The 15,200-nt window shown below is 46.7% G+C and carries 12 protein-coding genes; 5 read left to right on the forward strand and 7 right to left on the reverse strand.

The features are described from left to right. Nucleotides 1–9 precede the first annotated feature (9 nt). Nucleotides 10–357, reverse strand: a complete 348-nt coding sequence (locus ACPYIV_RS07445; protein ID WP_425886247.1) for a DUF3795 domain-containing protein — start codon at nucleotides 355–357, stop codon at nucleotides 10–12. Between the two features lie 159 nt (nucleotides 358–516). Then, entirely contained in the window at nucleotides 517–1,848 is a 1,332-nt protein-coding gene (locus ACPYIV_RS07450) for a PhoH family protein (RefSeq protein WP_293733844.1), read from the reverse strand. Between the two features lie 221 nt (nucleotides 1,849–2,069). On the opposite strand from ACPYIV_RS07450, the gene ACPYIV_RS07455 reads away from it, so the two are divergent. The 4 genes from ACPYIV_RS07455 to ACPYIV_RS07470 all read left to right on the forward strand — a co-directional run bounded on the left by ACPYIV_RS07455 (nucleotide 2,070) and on the right by ACPYIV_RS07470 (nucleotide 6,050). Continuing rightward, nucleotides 2,070–2,531, forward strand: a complete 462-nt coding sequence (locus ACPYIV_RS07455) for a hypothetical protein (RefSeq protein ID WP_425886248.1) — start codon at nucleotides 2,070–2,072, stop codon at nucleotides 2,529–2,531. 19 nt (nucleotides 2,532–2,550) lie between these two features. Continuing rightward, complete coding sequence (locus tag ACPYIV_RS07460; RefSeq protein ID WP_425886249.1) at nucleotides 2,551–3,753, forward strand: hypothetical protein; 1,203 nt, start codon at nucleotides 2,551–2,553, stop codon at nucleotides 3,751–3,753. A 213-nt stretch (nucleotides 3,754–3,966) separates the two neighbouring features. Continuing rightward, nucleotides 3,967–5,175, forward strand: a complete 1,209-nt coding sequence (locus ACPYIV_RS07465) for a DUF4861 domain-containing protein (protein ID WP_293733847.1) — start codon at nucleotides 3,967–3,969, stop codon at nucleotides 5,173–5,175. Nucleotides 5,176–5,456: 281 nt separating this feature from the next. Beyond that, nucleotides 5,457–6,050, forward strand: a complete 594-nt coding sequence (locus tag ACPYIV_RS07470) for a type 1 glutamine amidotransferase family protein (RefSeq protein WP_425886250.1) — start codon at nucleotides 5,457–5,459, stop codon at nucleotides 6,048–6,050. 43 nt (nucleotides 6,051–6,093) lie between these two features. On the opposite strand, the gene ACPYIV_RS07475 is transcribed toward ACPYIV_RS07470, so the two are convergent. The 4 genes from ACPYIV_RS07475 to ACPYIV_RS07490 all read right to left on the reverse strand — a co-directional run bounded on the left by ACPYIV_RS07475 (nucleotide 6,094) and on the right by ACPYIV_RS07490 (nucleotide 12,727). Then, on the reverse strand, nucleotides 6,094–6,474 hold the full coding sequence (locus ACPYIV_RS07475) for an L-rhamnose mutarotase (RefSeq protein ID WP_293733849.1): 381 nt from the start codon (nucleotides 6,472–6,474) through the stop codon (nucleotides 6,094–6,096). A gap of 22 nt (nucleotides 6,475–6,496) precedes the next feature. Then, nucleotides 6,497–8,599, reverse strand: coding sequence for a M3 family metallopeptidase (locus tag ACPYIV_RS07480; RefSeq protein ID WP_425886251.1), 2,103 nt, complete (start codon nucleotides 8,597–8,599; stop codon nucleotides 6,497–6,499). Between the two features lie 461 nt (nucleotides 8,600–9,060). Further along, nucleotides 9,061–11,181, reverse strand: a complete 2,121-nt coding sequence (locus tag ACPYIV_RS07485; RefSeq protein WP_425886252.1) for a M3 family metallopeptidase — start codon at nucleotides 11,179–11,181, stop codon at nucleotides 9,061–9,063. Between the two features lie 46 nt (nucleotides 11,182–11,227). Further along, nucleotides 11,228–12,727 (reverse strand): sulfatase family protein, encoded by a 1,500-nt coding sequence (locus tag ACPYIV_RS07490; RefSeq protein ID WP_425886505.1) that lies wholly within the window; start codon nucleotides 12,725–12,727, stop codon nucleotides 11,228–11,230. Between the two features lie 164 nt (nucleotides 12,728–12,891). Here ACPYIV_RS07490 and ACPYIV_RS07495 point away from each other — a divergent pair, with 164 nt between their 5' ends. Next, nucleotides 12,892–13,833 carry an NAD(P)H-dependent flavin oxidoreductase gene (locus ACPYIV_RS07495; protein WP_293733852.1) on the forward strand — a complete coding sequence of 314 codons (942 nt, stop codon included), beginning with the start codon at nucleotides 12,892–12,894 and terminating at the stop codon, nucleotides 13,831–13,833. A 45-nt stretch (nucleotides 13,834–13,878) separates the two neighbouring features. Here ACPYIV_RS07495 and ACPYIV_RS07500 read toward each other — a convergent pair whose 3' ends face one another. Beyond that, nucleotides 13,879–15,117 (reverse strand): serpin family protein, encoded by a 1,239-nt coding sequence (locus ACPYIV_RS07500; protein ID WP_293733853.1) that lies wholly within the window; start codon nucleotides 15,115–15,117, stop codon nucleotides 13,879–13,881. Nucleotides 15,118–15,200: the final 83 nt, after the last annotated feature.

The following is a 15,200-nucleotide window of genomic DNA, read 5'->3' on the forward strand; positions in this document are numbered from 1 at the left end:
TTTCAGACTTCAGATAGCAGTCGAAGACAGAAGATTTTCTTTTGCACCGGGAGCATGCTGGAGAACGGCACCAACTATCTGACAATCATCCAATTCTTTGCAGTCGCCACAAGTATTAAATCCTTTTTTATTTACACATTTACGGATTTCGCAATAATCACTACAATACGCAAATTTCGCTCCGTCCACACGACAACCCATACAATTTATGGTTGCTGCCGTAATCTCAGGTGCGTTGTTCATTACACTCCACTTTTGGGCGGTCTTTTCTCTTAACTCATTATCATCTCTGACAGTAGCTATGCGGGCATCGCAACTTTCGCAATCTAATCCGCAACACGCAACTAATTGTTTCATCTTCTGTTATAGTATTTATTTTCTTCTCAACCATTCAAAAACACCCCTATTGAAAAATCTCCCTCTAATTTTGAATTAGAGAGAGATTTTTCAATAGCAAACTAAACCAAGGGGGCTTTCAATGACTACAAACTTTAGCCACAAGCCGTAAAGCCATCCTTAGAGCAAATCGGAAGCTAATTCGGATAACTGGCTACGTTCGCCTTTTATCAGATTGATGTGGGCAAACAGTTCTTGCCCTTTCATCTTATCAACCATATAAGCAAGACCATTGCTCTGTGCATCCAGATAAGGAGAGTCGATTTGCTGGATATCCCCGGTAAATACCATTTTCGTTCCTTCTCCCGCACGGGTGATAATCGTTTTGATCTCATGCGGAGTCAGGTTCTGTGCCTCATCGATGATACAGAATGTTTCCGAAAGGCTTCGACCACGGATGAAGGCCAATGCCTCAATCACAAGTTGCCCGTTCTTTTGCAAATCATCTATCTTACGGGCATCCGAGCCACCGGGCGTAAACTGCCCTTTGATCACATTCAGATTATCAAACAAGGGCTGCATATAAGGAGCCACCTTCTGCTTTTCATCACCAGGAAGGAACCCCAGATCCTTATTTGCCAAAGCGACAATAGGACGCGCCAACAGGATCTGCTTATAAACATTCGCTTGTTTCAAGGCCGAAGCCAAAGCCAGCAAGGTTTTACCAGTACCGGCTTTTCCTGTCAGCCCGATAAGTTTCACATCCGGATCATTCAGCACCTCAAAAGCAAAACTCTGTTCCGCATTGCGAGGCTGAATGCCATAATTACTGCTCTTGTCTACTTTTTTGAATTTGTTTGTAAAGGGATTATAACGGGCCAAGACAGTATTACGAACGCTCTTTAAGATAAAACATTCGTTCGGATCCAGCTTCGACTTTATATCGAACAGATCAGCATCGACACCGTCAGGTGAAGCATACATCTTATCAATCAAATCGGGATCTATATTTTCGTAAGTATCTTGTGCACGTTCAAAAATATCGACATTAATAACCTTGTCAGTTATATAATCCTCCACTTCGATACCCAATGAACGCGCTTTCATCCGCAGGTTCACATCCTTCGTTACCAGAATAGTTTTTACCTTCCGGTCTTTCTCTGCTTCGGCAACCGAGAGCGTACATGACAAAATACGATGGTCCGCGGTCTTTTCCGGGAACGACTGGTAGATCTTTTCCTGATATTTATCACCGGTCACCACATGCAAAACACCTTTGCCCGGTCCCAAAGAGGCGCCTTTTAAAAAGAGATCGTTGCTGGTCAACGTATCCAACTCGCGTACAAACTCGCGGGCGTTGTAATTAATCTGGTCGCTTCCCTTTTTAAACTTATCCAACTCTTCCAACACAACGATCGGAAGATAAATATCATTCTCCTGAAAGTTCTCAATACACTTGTAATCGTGCAATATGACATTCGTGTCAAGCACAAAATTCTTCTTTACTCCCATGATCTTTCGATTTAATGATTATCTAAATTATCTATAGCAAAACCTTCTTTTCATCAATCTTTGGCCCCGACTTTCATCATAAGGCTCCTTTACAAAGATACATTATTATATGAATCAGCATTCTTCAAAACAAAATCTTTTTTAGGTAATAATGAATTATGCTTTATATTTGAACCTAATATTATCCGGACAAGTGTATTATTTATGTACGTTTTGCAACGTTGACGTTAAAATTGGATGTGAACGACCCGGCTCTCGCCCCTGACGGCTATATTATCTATACGAATTTTTCTTTTGAAGGCTGCAAAGATGCAGGTTTAGGTTATATACGATATGACAATGCCCGGAAAATCTTCAAAGAGATGGAAGCAGAAGGTTTCACACCCCGTAATATCTTCAGGAAAGCATCCTGCTCTTTTTATAACAGCCTGATGGATATCGGACTTATGAAAGAGGACGGAGATCCGAACCGTCGTTCCGGCAGGTTTGTCGAGCAAGACTTTATCCTCCGCTCGGAAAGCACGGCCTCCATCGTCATACAAGTTGTCAAACCCGGAATGGATGCGGCACTGACAACTATGGAGGCATCTTTAGGTTATCCTCCCACTTCCATGATAATCCATTTACGGGTAATGACAAGACGGTGCAACCTTTTGGAGAGCTCAATCATCATTATTATATAAACACATAAAACATTCAGTTATGAAAACGACACAAGGACTTTGCTTTTTACTTCTTTCGGCTCTGATCGGATGCAATGATATAGATTACGAGCATTCCGCAATGGATTCTTTCAGTGCGTATCCGGTTATAGGAGATCAATCTATCCGGATAGACCTGAGCAGAACCCCTAAATTTGTCTGCGGTACAGTTGACGGGCCGCCAACCGAATACTACGCACCGGATCAGTGCGAACTCTATGTCTCCAACAATCCGGACGGGCCTTTTGACAAAATCTATACAGCCGGCCAATTGAACAACGATAGCGACTCCTATACATTCAAGGCAGTGAACGGTAAGCCGTATTACATCTATACCTTGTCCCATAAAAAAGGATTCCCTACAATTCAGACTCCGACAATCATGGTTGTACCCAACCCCCAACCGGCACAATATGTCATAACTTCAGTGGCACAACAAGATTATGCTTATGGGCAGCACATCTCATATAATCCTGTTCAAGACAAAATCGTTTACTATGATCCTAATTATAATGATGATTCTTCTGCAATTCTGCTAACAGATTCCGACGGATCATCTACAGAACAAATTGCAACAGACGGAACTAATCCCAGTTGGGACAGAACAGGGGAAAAAATATTTTTCTTGAAAGAAGGGCAGCTTCTCTTGTACGATTTTAAAACAAAAGAGATAAATCCTTTTCCCACGGACAATCCTTTAAAATGCAGCAAAGAGGTACTCATATCCCCTAATAATGAACGGCTTCTATATTACTCACAGGATGCCTCATTAAAAAATATACATATATTCAACCTGTCATACAAGAAAGATACGGTTATCCAAAATTTTAATAAGAATTATGGCCTCTCGAGCCTTTGCTGGATAAATGAGAATGAATATCTTTTCAGTGGAGGACCACAAAACGAGAATATCTACAAAGCATCCATACCAGGACAAAGCATCGCTTCGATCATAACTTCCGATTGGAACGATTATGCTCCTTCACTATCTCCCGACCAACAGAAACTTGCTTTTATTTCGGATCGTTCCGGGAGTTTTCAAGTATGGATTTACGACTATATATCCCAATCTTACAGGCAAATAACCGGATATCAGCAAAAAGAGTTCACAGATCCCGTTATGATACAAAGCAACATCGAATGGATGGACAACTCGAGTATATGCTTTATATTTGACAAACAAATCATCCGGATGGACCTATAAATATTCTTTCAGCCGTCCTTCCCTTGCCAACTGAATGAAGAAAAGATTCCAGTTTTCGGAACGAATTTCTTCATTCAGGCGGATAAATTCTGAAATCTGCTCAACAAACTGATGGTTACTTTTGAAAACTTAACGAATATTCCCTACTTTTACAACCGGATTTTGAGAAACCGGCATCAACGAATACATTAAAATTAAACACATAACAGATTTATGAAAAAGATTTTCAGCTTATTGTTAGCAGCCTCCGCGTTTGCGTGCACGCAAGAGAAAGTAGTCGAAATAACCATCAGCAATCCGTCTGCCACGGACCGCACGGACGAAATCACCGAAATCAGTTCGGACGCCGTTGCCAAGCTGAACGGTGAGACATTCATCATTTCGGACAACACAGGCTCACAAGTTCCCTATCAGGTAACGTATGACAACAAGATCATTTTCCCGGTTTCCGTCAAAGCCGGCGAAAACGTGGCCTACAAGATCACCCCGGGAACCCCCGAAGCGTTCAAAACAATTGCTTGCGGCAAACAATATCCCGAACGTGTGGACGATGTTGCCTGGGAAAACGACCGCATCGCTTTCCGTACCTACGGCCCGGCTTTGCAAGCTAGCGGCGAGAAAGCGTATGGTTGTGATATCTGGGTAAAATGTGTATCCGAACCCATCGTCGATATGCGCTATAAGACCGAACTGGACCCGGAAACAAGAGCTAAGATTGCAGAGCTGCGCAAAAGCGATCCGAAAGCCGCACAACAGTTGGCTGAATCTGTTTCCTATCATATCGATCATGGCAACGGATTGGATTACTATAAGGTAGGCCCGACGTTAGGTGCCGGAACTTCGGCTTTGCTGGCCAACGACTCTATCGTTTATCCGTATTGCTACAAAGATTACCAGATTCTTGACAACGGTCCGTTGCGCTTTACTGTCAAGCTGGTTTACAATCCGCTGACGGTAAAAGAGAATAACAACGTGATCGAAACCCGCGTGATCTCTCTCGATGCAGGTTCCCAGATGAATAAATATACCATCACCTACGACAACCTGACTGAAGCGACTCCGGTTGTGACCGGTATCGTCTTGCACGAGCCGAGCGAAGACTACCAGGCCGACGCTGCCAAAGGTTACATCGCCTATGCCGACCCTGCAGACCCTGCGAACGGACAGATTTATGTAGCCGCCGTATTTCCGGAAAAGGTCAACGAAGCTAAAGCCGTTACATTCTCCGACAAAGAAAAGGCGGAACGCGGCGCAGACGGCCATGTACTGGCTTACAGCACTTACAATCCCGGTAGCAGTTATACGTATTACAGTGGTGCCGGCTGGAGTAAATGGGGCTTTGAAAACTCCGCCAAGTGGTTCGACTATGTTCAGAAATTCGCACAGGATCTGAAACAGCCGCTTACTGTAACGGTAAAATAAATCAGAATCTAAAGAAGAAAAAGGCTGTCTAAAAAGTCATTACCCTGTCATCCCAGGCTTGCCCGGGATCGCATCCTAAGCTGATTATCAACGCTTAGTATAAGATAGCGGATCAAGTCCGCCATGACAGGAGAGTGACTTTTTGGGTAGTCTCTTTTTTTTAGTCCGTTTTCGCAGGTTCGAACCTGTTCGAATCAGGGGTGATTTTAATTATTACGCTTGTCTCAAGACTGCCGCAGGAGTTTTTTGTACCTTTGCCAGAAACTATATAAATTGATCAAATGAAAAAAGAAGTCCTATTTCTCATTCTTAACGATTATGCGGATTGGGAAAGTGCATTTTTAGCAACGTCCCTTAATACCGGAGTGATGCCGGATAGTGAAATTAAATACGTATCCAAAACAGTCGCGCCGACTTTGGAAGAAGTTCATTCGATAGGCGGTTTTCGCACATTACCGGATTATAGCTTTCAAAATATGCCATCCGACTATGCCGCATTGGTCTTGATCGGCGGTATGCAATGGAAATCACCGGAAGCGGAGCAGGTTGCACCTATCGTCCGGGAAGCGTTAAGGCAAGGAAAAATTGTAGGGGCGATTTGTAACGCCGCCTCATTCATGTGTGCACATGGTTTTCTGAATAACGTCAAACACACAGGCAACACATTGGCACAACTCAAACTGTGGGGGGAAGCAAATTACACCAATGAAGCGGGATATGTGGAACAGCAGGCCGTCAGCGACAAAAATATCGTTACAGCTAACGGAACGGGGCATCTGGAATTCACCCGTGAACTACAAATACTCTTGCAAGCCGATTCGATTGACAGGATAAATGGGGCCTATGATTTCTATAAAAATGGCCTTGTCAGATGAAATTTGCCCCAGGACGCGACCGACGAACCGGGGCATTTCGGGATCAATATAAATGGAACATCCGCTCCATCATCCGCCACTTCTCTGCAGAGGTGGCACCCGGACGGGCAACCTGGAAGACGGACATATACGTTTCCCATTCCTCCTGGCGAGGCAAAGCAGCCAGCCGCGTAAAAGCCTCGTCCCAGTCAAAATCGAGCGGAGTTTCCACGATCATGAAAAGACGGTTATCCAGGATATAAATCTCCATTTCCAGAATGCCGACACTCCGTATGCCTTGCAGAATTTCCGGCCACGCTTCGTTCTCCGTATGCCGCTTTCTGTATTCGGCGATCAGTCCGGGATCATCTTTCAGATCCAATGTCTGGCAATACCGCTTTGTCGGCACACCGTACTCCTTTGTCTTATATCCTGTCTGTTTCATCTTCCGAAATCCGATTATAGAATTATTTAAGACCTCTGTTCTTCAATAAAGGCTCCGTGTTCGGCTCCTTGCCGCGGAAGTTCTTGTACATATCCATCGCATCGTCGATTCCGCCCGGCGTCAGGACATAGGTGCGGAATTTGGCAGCCATTCCAGGATCGAAGATATCGCCGGTTTCCTTAAAGGCTTCATATGCATCGGCATCCAGCACTTCCGCCCAGATATAACTATAATAGCCGGCTGTATAGCCGCCGCCCATCGTATGGTTGAAATAAGTCGTCCGGTAACGGGGAGGTATTTGTTCCAACAAGCCCCGGTCACCCAGGACCGCCTTTTCAAACATCATGACATCCGCACCGTCGTGCACTTCTTTCAGGATATGGAAATCCATATCGAGCAACGAAGCAGCCAGATATTCAGTCGTAGCGAAGCCCTGTCCGTATTTGCCGCTCTTATCCAGTTTCTCGATCAGGGCAGCCGGAATGACTTCGCCCGTCCGGTAATGCTTCGCATATACTTTCAGGACTTCCGGTTCGAACACCCAATGTTCCATGATCTGGGACGGCAGCTCGACAAAATCGCGGGGTACGCCCGACACACCGTAATAATGGACATCCTTGAAAAGATTATGCAGGCCATGGCCAAATTCATGGAACAATGTTTCCGCTTCGTCGGCACTCAGCAAGGCAGGTTGTCCTTCCGCAGGCTGGGTAAAGTTGCATACGATCGTAACAACCGGAGCCAGCCGCTTGCCATCCTGATAGGTCTGCGAGCGATAGGTTCCGCACCAGGCTCCCCCCCTTTTGCTTGCACGCGGAAAGAAATCGAAATACAGGATTCCTAAGTGCGTACCGTCTTTATCCTTACACTCGAAAGCCTGTGCTTCGGGATGGGGTAACGGAATATTCCGGACCGGCGTGAAAGTGATTCCATATAATTTATTGGCGACATAGAAAGCGCCGTCGCGGACATTATCCAGCTTCAGGTAAGGACGAATCTGGTTCTCATCCAGGTCGAACTTCGCCTTTTTCGCTTTCTCAAAATAATAACGCCAGTCCCAGCCTTCCGCCTCGAAGTTTCCGCCCTCTTTCCTGATCTCGGCATTGATATCGGCCAGCTCTTCTTTGGCTTTAGCGAGAGCAGGCGTCCAGACTTCGTTCAGCAAAGCATACACTTTATCCGAAGACTTCGCCATGCGATCTTCCAAAACGAAAGAGGCATAATCGTCATATCCCATCAGTTTAGCCTTTTCAAGGCGCAGGGTGATCAGGTCTCGGACCACTTTATTATTGTCGGCCTCATTGCCGTTATTTCCCCGGTTGATATAACCGTTGAATATTTTTTCACGCAAGGCCCGGTTATCCGCATATTGCAGGAAAGGCATCACGCTCGGATTATGCAACGTGAACAACCACTTGCCCTCCATCCCCGCAGCTTTGGCGGCATTCGCTACCAAGCTTTCGGGCAGGCCGGAAAGGTCTTCCTTTTTATCGATCACTAACCGGAAAGCGTTTGTTTCCTTCAGCATGTTCTGGCCGAAAGTAAGCTGAAGCATGGAGATACGGCTGTTCAGCTCCCGCAACTTTTCCTGTTTGCCGGCTGGCAGATTAGCACCACCACGAACAAAATCCTTATAAGTTTCTTCCAGCAGCTTCTTCTGCTCCTTGTCCAGATTAAACTTGGCCTGATTGTCATAAACGGCTTTCACACGGGCAAAAAGAGCCGGGTTCAGACTGATATCGTCACTGTGTTTGGAAAGCAACGGAGAAAGTTCGCGGCTCAGCACCTGCATTCCGTCATTCGTATTCACGCTGTTCTGGCCATAAAACACGGAACTCACTCTTTTCAGCAGCTTCCCGCTCTGATCAAGCGCCACAATGGTATTCTCGAAATCAGGCACGGAACGCTGGTTCACGATCGCATCGATCTCCTGTTTCTGTTCTTTCATACCTTGCAGGAATGCAGGCTTGTAATCGGCTAACGTAATCTTATCGAACGGAGGGACGCCAAATGGGGTGGCAAACTCTGTCAGGAAAGGGTTTCCCGTTGTATTCGCACTTTTGCCGGGTGAACCGTATGCACTCAACACTACAGCTAAACCGGCTGCAATAAATGTTCTCTTCATTCTTATTCTTGGTTTATATATGGATAAATAACAAATTCTGTAATTGTCACAAAAATAGGCAATATCTTTCGAAGATAAAAACGATCAGGACGATCGCGGCTGATTTTGTCACCGTCCGCTTCACTTCTTATCCGGAACATACCCTGCCTGTTTCACACCTTATTGTCATATTCATAAAAAAGCCATTGGTTCAAATCGAAACTACTACCGCATCTATTTTGATTTTCTACCCCATCTAATTCAAATTACCCGCAAGGGTAATATTTTTTAACAAACAGTCATTTTTCCATACTGCTAAATATCAAAAACTTATGCAAAATTCATATTTTAAGTGGGATATTGTCGTTTTTACAAAATTACACATTGTGCCTTGTTACGGACAAACCCGTCCGGTAACAATAAAAAAACCTCTATTCTCTCATGTGAGAACAGAGGTTTTTGCGCTAAATAAAGTAGTATTCTTATTTCAATCCGCGATTACGCAGTAGCGGATCGATACTCGGTTCTTTACCCCGGAAGTTCTTGTACATGACCATGCCTTCGTCAATGCCTCCCGGCGACAAGACATAGGTACGGAACTTGGCAGCCACTTCGGGATTGAAGATGTCACCCGTTTCCTTGAAGGCCTCGAAAGCATCGCAATCCAGCACTTCCGCCCAGATATAGCTGTAATAGCCGGCCGTATAACCACCTTCCATCGTATGGCCGAAATATGTGCCCCAATAACGAGGAGCGATCTGTTTCAACAAACCGCGACCGTACATAGCATCCGATTCGAACTTTTCTATATCCAAATCAGCCGGGATCTCTTTCAGAACATGATAGTCCATATCCAACAAAGAAGAAGCCACATATTCGGTTGTTGCAAAACCTTGCCCATACTTGCCACTCTTCACTATTTTATCGACAATCGCCTGCGGGATCACTTCACCCGTTTCATGATGCTTGGCATAGACTTTCAAGACTTCCGGTTCGAACACCCAGTGTTCCATCACCTGCGAAGGAAGTTCCACGAAATCGCGGGGAACGCCAGCCACTCCATTATAATGCACATCGGCAAAAAGGCCGTTCAAGGCATGTCCGAATTCGTGAAAAACGGTCCCTGCCTCGTCAGCACTCAACAAGGCGGGCTGTCCCGTTGCCGGCTTACTGAAGTTGAACACAGTCGTTACGACCGGAGCAACGCGCTTGCCATCCTTATACGTCTGGTCGCGGTAACCGCCGCACCAGGCGCCGCCGCTCTTTCCCGGACGGGTAAAGAAGTCCATATAGAGTACGCCTAAAGATGTACCGTCCTTATCTTTACATTCGAAAACCTGAGCATCCGGATCGGGAAGCGGCATGTCCTGCAACGGAGTAAAAGTGATACCGTACAGTTTGTTTGCCACATAGAAAGCACCTTCCCGGACATTGTTCAGTTCCAGATACGGGCGGACTTCGTTTTCGTCTAAGTCAAACTTCGCTTTCTTAGCCTTTTCGAAATAATAACGCCAATCCCAGGCTTCCGCTTCGAAATTACCACCTTCTTTCTTAATCTCGGCATTGATATCCGCCAGTTCTTCCTTAGCTTTTACAAGAGCGGGAGTCCAGATCTTGTTCAACAAATCGTATACATTCTTTTCATCCTTCGCCATGTTTTCTTCCAGCACGTATGTGGCAAAGTCTTCATAGCCCAACAATTTAGCTTTCTCCAAACGGGCGGAAACCAGCTTTTTGATCACGTCCTTATTGTCGTTTGCATTGTTGTTGTTGCCGCGGCAGATGTAGGCATTATAGATTTTCTCACGCAAAGCACGGTTTTCGGCATATGTCAGGAAAGGCATCACGCTCGGATTATGCAAGGTGAACACCCATTTTCCTTCCATCCCGGCTTCTTTTGCCGCTTCTCCCGCGGCAGCAATCAATGTTTCGGGCAGGCCGGCAAGGTCTTCCTTCTTATCGACAACCAACTGGAAAGCATTTGTCTCTTTCAACGAATTCTGTCCGAAAGTCAGTTCCAGCATGGAGATCTGTTCGTTCAGTTTACGAAGCTCCGCCTGTTTACCTGCATCCAGGTTGGCACCGCCGCGCACGAACCCTTTATAGGTTTCTTCGAGCAGCTTCTTCTGTTCCTTGTCCAAGTTCAGGTTTGCCTGATTCTCATACACGGATTTTACGCGGGCAAAAAGTTCAGGATTCAGGCTGATGTCATCCGAATGCTTGGAAAGCAATGGTGAAAGCTCCTGTTCAAGTGCCTGAATCTCGTCGTTGGTGTTAACGCTTGCCTGGCCGCCGAAAGCATAGGCGACCTTCATGAGCAGTTCCCCGCTCCGGTCCAGTGCAACAATCGTGTTTTCAAAAGTAGCTTCGTCGGGATTGTTGACGATTGCTTCCACTTCAGCAGTTTGTTCCTCCATGCCTTTGAGGAAAGCAGGTTTGTAATGCTCTACTTTGATTTGTTCGAAAGGAGGAACGCCAAACGGTGTCGTGTACTCAGTAAAGAAAGGATTCGGAACGGCAGCATCTGCCACATCGCTTTTCTTCGATGAGTTACATGCTCCTAAAACGACTGCCAGTCCGGCAGCCATAAGTGTCTTATTCATGTTTATAATTATTAATTTGTTCTGACTGCAAAGGTATGTAATTAAACTAAAAATTAGTCTTTTTGCCAGTCTCTCTTTTCAATTGCTCAAAGCGCATCATCATCTGCCGTAGACGGCGCGGCTCCTTGGTTGCCAGATTATTGCGCTGCCCGGGATCATCCTTTACATTATACAACTGGAAAGAATCGCTCAAGCCGGCAAAATCAGCCTCTTCCTGATCACCGTAATAATTGGGATAAGGCGGGATCATCACCCAGTCACCCTGTCGGAAAGCATAGTTATAGTAACCTTCTATCACCAGTTCGCGGCGCCCCTGATCGCTATTCCCCAAAAAGACTGGCAATGTGTTCTGGCTATCGGTCTTATCCGGATAAGCCTGCCCCGTCAGAGCCGCCAGCGACGCCAGCAAGTCCATCTGGCAAACCAACGCATCCGAAACAGCCGGCTTGACTGCTGCCGGCCAGCGAAGAAGGAAAGGAACACAGGTTCCCCCGTCATACAGACTTGTCTTGCCGCCACGATACGGCCCGGCAATCTTATGGTCTCCCACCATCTCGACCGCCTGGTCCTGATAGCCGTCATCCAGGACGGGACCGTTATCGCTCGTAAAGATCACCAGCGTATTTTCGGTCAGGCCGAGGCGGTCCATCTCTTTCAGAAACTCCGTCACGCACCAGTCTGCTTCCAAGATGACATCGCCACGAGGTCCCATACCCGACTTGCCGACAAATTTCGAATTCGGTACGCGAGGCACATGCGGCTGGTGCAGACCATAATATAAGAAGAAAGGTTTGTCTTTATTATCCTGCATAAAACCTTTTGCCTTTTCGAGAAATAGCTCCGCCATGTCTTCATCCTTCCATTGTGCCGCCTTGCCGCCCTTCTGGAAACCGATACGGGGGACGCCATTGACGATAGAGCCGGCATGCCCTACGCTGGGATGCATACGAAGCAGTTCAGGATTATCCTTTCCGGTCGGCTCGCCGGCAAAGTTTTCCCGATAGCTGACATAGAGAGGATCATCCGGTTGCAAACCGACACCTTTGCCGTTTTCGATAAAAATACAAGGAACCCGGTCATTGGTTGCCGCCTGGATAAACGAATAGTCATACCCGACTTCCTTCGCCCCGGGGTAGACGGTTCTATTCCAGTCTACTCCGCCGTCACCCAGGCCCAGATGCCATTTGCCTACGGAACCGGTCACATAGCCGGCCTGTTTCATCACTTTCGGCAAGGTCACTTGCTGCGTGTTGATAATCAGTGCGGCATTTCCCGGCAGGATCTTAGCCTCGGTATTTGTCCAAGGATAAAGGCCGGTCAGTAGAGAATAGCGGCTCGGCGTTGAAGTAGCCGCCGTGCAATAGCCTTGCGTAAAACGCAGTCCTTCGTTCGCAATCCGGTCCATTCCCGGAGTATTAATAGCGGTCGCACCATAGCAACTCAGGTCTCCGTAACCCAAGTCATCCGCAACAATTACTACTATATTAGGCTTTTGAGGGGATATTTGCGCCAGTAGCGGCAGGGAAAAAGCTCCCATAACTCCCATTAATGGAATAGAATAATGTCTCATTTGTTTATTGATTGTGTGTTAGATTGTAATAGCCATTACTTAAAACTTGTGATAAGTCGCAAATATAGCTATAGTTGATGAGAAAAGGCAGCATATTTTCATTAATATTGCATTCCATATGAACTAAATAGAAGATGAATATGAATAGAATTTGTCAACTTTTCGGTATTCAATACCCGGTTATACAAGGTGGAATGGTTTGGTGCAGCGGCTGGCGGCTCGCCTCGGCAGTCAGCAATGCAGGAGGTCTCGGATTAATCGGTGCAGGCTCCATGCATCCGGACGTTTTACGCGAACATATCCGCAAATGCCAGGCTGCCACCGGCAAGCCTTTTGGCGTGAACGTCCCTTTGATGTACCCGGAGATTGATGCCTTGATGAATATACTGGTAGAAGAAGGTGTAAAGATTGTTTTCACTTCAGCCGGTAATCCCAAAACATGGACAGGGTTTCTGAAAGAGCACGGGATGAAGGTCGCCCATGTCGTCAGCAGTTCCAAGTTCGCCGTCAAATGCGAACAGGCCGGTGTCGACGCCATAGTTGCCGAAGGTTTTGAAGCCGGCGGTCACAACGGCCGCGAAGAGACGACGACACTCTGCCTGATCCCTGCCGTACGCCGTGCCACGACCCTCCCGTTGATGGCTGCCGGCGGTATCGGGACAGGTAGCGCCATGCTGGCTACTTTCGCCCTCGGAGCCGAAGGGGTCCAAATCGGAACCCGTTTCGCCCTGACGGAAGAAAGTTCGGCACATGAGAACTTCAAACAATTGTGCCTCAGCCTGAACGAAGGCGATACAAAGCTCTTGTTGAAGAAGCTCTCTCCCACCCGCCTGGTAAAAGGAGATTTCACGACAGCCGTTGAAGAAGCAGAAGCCCGTGGTGCTTCTGTCGAGGAAATGAAAGAGTTGTTAGGAAAAGGTCGCGCCAAGAAAGGAATCTTCGAAGGCAACCTCCAGGAAGGTGAACTGGAGATCGGACAAGTCGCATCCTTATTCCGGGAAACGCAAACGGTTGCCGATGTCATGAAAGAAATCATAGACGATTTCCGCAAAGGAATGGAAAAAATACAACAAGCCTTGTAGGAGGGCGGTTCGCAAACCGCCCGGTCGCGGCAGCCACAAGGGCGATCATTCAATCCGGTTCACCTCTCCGATGAAATAGATTGCCCCTGTGCTGAATTCGCTTATCAGGTAAATAAACGGGCGGTTCACGAAGAAATCCATCCTCTGCATTTCCGGCCTGGGTCCAGGGGAAGATACCCATCCCTCGCCCAATGTTACCACTTCGGCTTTCGTTCCTTCCTCGTCGACCTCGATACGGGCTTTTTGCAGGGCGCGTGACAAGAAAATCTGTGTCGTACTTAACTTGGAGAAATCAGCATCAGAAGAAGAAAATGCCGAAACAACCCCTAACGACCGTAATACATCATTGAGTTCAATATCGTAAGAAGTAACGAACCGGGGCAGCTTCAAATGAATCTTGTAACCATTGCGGTTCTCAGGAAGTTGCTTCCAGGATTCACTGTTCAGCAAAGCGATCACTTCGGCGTTTGTCACACCTTCGTCCGGCAACAAGATCGACATGGAAAAAGCTCCGTTGCCATACGAGCGGGACAACATCCTGAATTTTTCATGTTCACAAACGACACCATCATACGTGGCATTCATCATCTGCACTTCCTGTTCACGCCCCCAGGCATCGGTAAAGACATCCTTACCGGTATTGCTTTTTTCGAAAGGCGTGCTCCATTCGCCCCGGAAAGAAATCGCATTCAGCAGATAAATACAGGCGTTCGGATTGATCTTGTCCAGAATCGCAGGAATCCTGCCATCCGTATTCTTGGAAGCCCATCCGTTAATCTGCTTCAATGCGTCCGGCCTGGAGAAATCCATGTTCTGAACGGAGGCCTTATAATAAGACTCATTGCTTTTCCGGAAATCCGGCAGGATATCCAACCCGTCCCTTACCCAAATGGAATTAGCCGTATGCACCGTCACCTGCGGATCGAGATCAGCCGAGGCGACGATCATTTTCTGATTATACGCGTTTATTTCCTCCGTCTTGGAATCACCGAAACCCAGCGTACGGGCAATCTCAGCCGCTGTTTCCCCGGCAGCTCCGTTGTTCAGCATAGACATCATGTAGTTTACGCTGATCGGCGACAGGATAATATTAGACGGCTGTGCATGGCTGCTGCTGACCTCACGTAACAGGGAAAAGGCAAAGTCATTGCCGGCATCGGCCAATGTCTGCTCGGACTTCGTCAAGGGAATATCCGTGCGGTCTTTCTTACGGGGAATATCGTCACCATTTTCACAAGAAGCGAATGCACAAAGTGCAAGCAAAGCAAAAACAAGATTTTTCATGATTCTTTTCGTTATTTGATTATCGTTTATATACAATAAATGCAAGGCGAAAAGAAACCTTGCATTTATCGGAGAAAAAAATT

The sequence above is a fragment of the Parabacteroides vesiculifaciens genome (assembly GCF_049860805.1).
Taxonomy (GTDB): Bacteria; Bacteroidota; Bacteroidia; order Bacteroidales; family Tannerellaceae; genus Parabacteroides.

What these genes read in the sequence shown, in the direction of transcription:
- ACPYIV_RS07445 (WP_425886247.1), bottom strand. Translation starts at nt 357, where the DNA reads ATGAAACAATTAGTTGCGTGTTGCGGATTAGATTGCGAAAGTTGCGAT.
- ACPYIV_RS07450 (WP_293733844.1), bottom strand. Translation starts at nt 1,848, where the DNA reads ATGGGAGTAAAGAAGAATTTTGTGCTTGACACGAATGTCATATTGCAC.
- ACPYIV_RS07460 (WP_425886249.1), top strand. Translation starts at nt 2,551, where the DNA reads ATGAAAACGACACAAGGACTTTGCTTTTTACTTCTTTCGGCTCTGATC.
- ACPYIV_RS07465 (WP_293733847.1), top strand. Translation starts at nt 3,967, where the DNA reads ATGAAAAAGATTTTCAGCTTATTGTTAGCAGCCTCCGCGTTTGCGTGC.
- ACPYIV_RS07470 (WP_425886250.1), top strand. Translation starts at nt 5,457, where the DNA reads ATGAAAAAAGAAGTCCTATTTCTCATTCTTAACGATTATGCGGATTGG.
- ACPYIV_RS07475 (WP_293733849.1), bottom strand. Translation starts at nt 6,474, where the DNA reads ATGAAACAGACAGGATATAAGACAAAGGAGTACGGTGTGCCGACAAAG.
- ACPYIV_RS07480 (WP_425886251.1), bottom strand. Translation starts at nt 8,599, where the DNA reads ATGAAGAGAACATTTATTGCAGCCGGTTTAGCTGTAGTGTTGAGTGCA.
- ACPYIV_RS07485 (WP_425886252.1), bottom strand. Translation starts at nt 11,181, where the DNA reads ATGAATAAGACACTTATGGCTGCCGGACTGGCAGTCGTTTTAGGAGCA.
- ACPYIV_RS07490 (WP_425886505.1), bottom strand. Translation starts at nt 12,727, where the DNA reads ATGGGAGTTATGGGAGCTTTTTCCCTGCCGCTACTGGCGCAAATATCC.
- ACPYIV_RS07495 (WP_293733852.1), top strand. Translation starts at nt 12,892, where the DNA reads ATGAATAGAATTTGTCAACTTTTCGGTATTCAATACCCGGTTATACAA.
- ACPYIV_RS07500 (WP_293733853.1), bottom strand. Translation starts at nt 15,117, where the DNA reads ATGAAAAATCTTGTTTTTGCTTTGCTTGCACTTTGTGCATTCGCTTCT.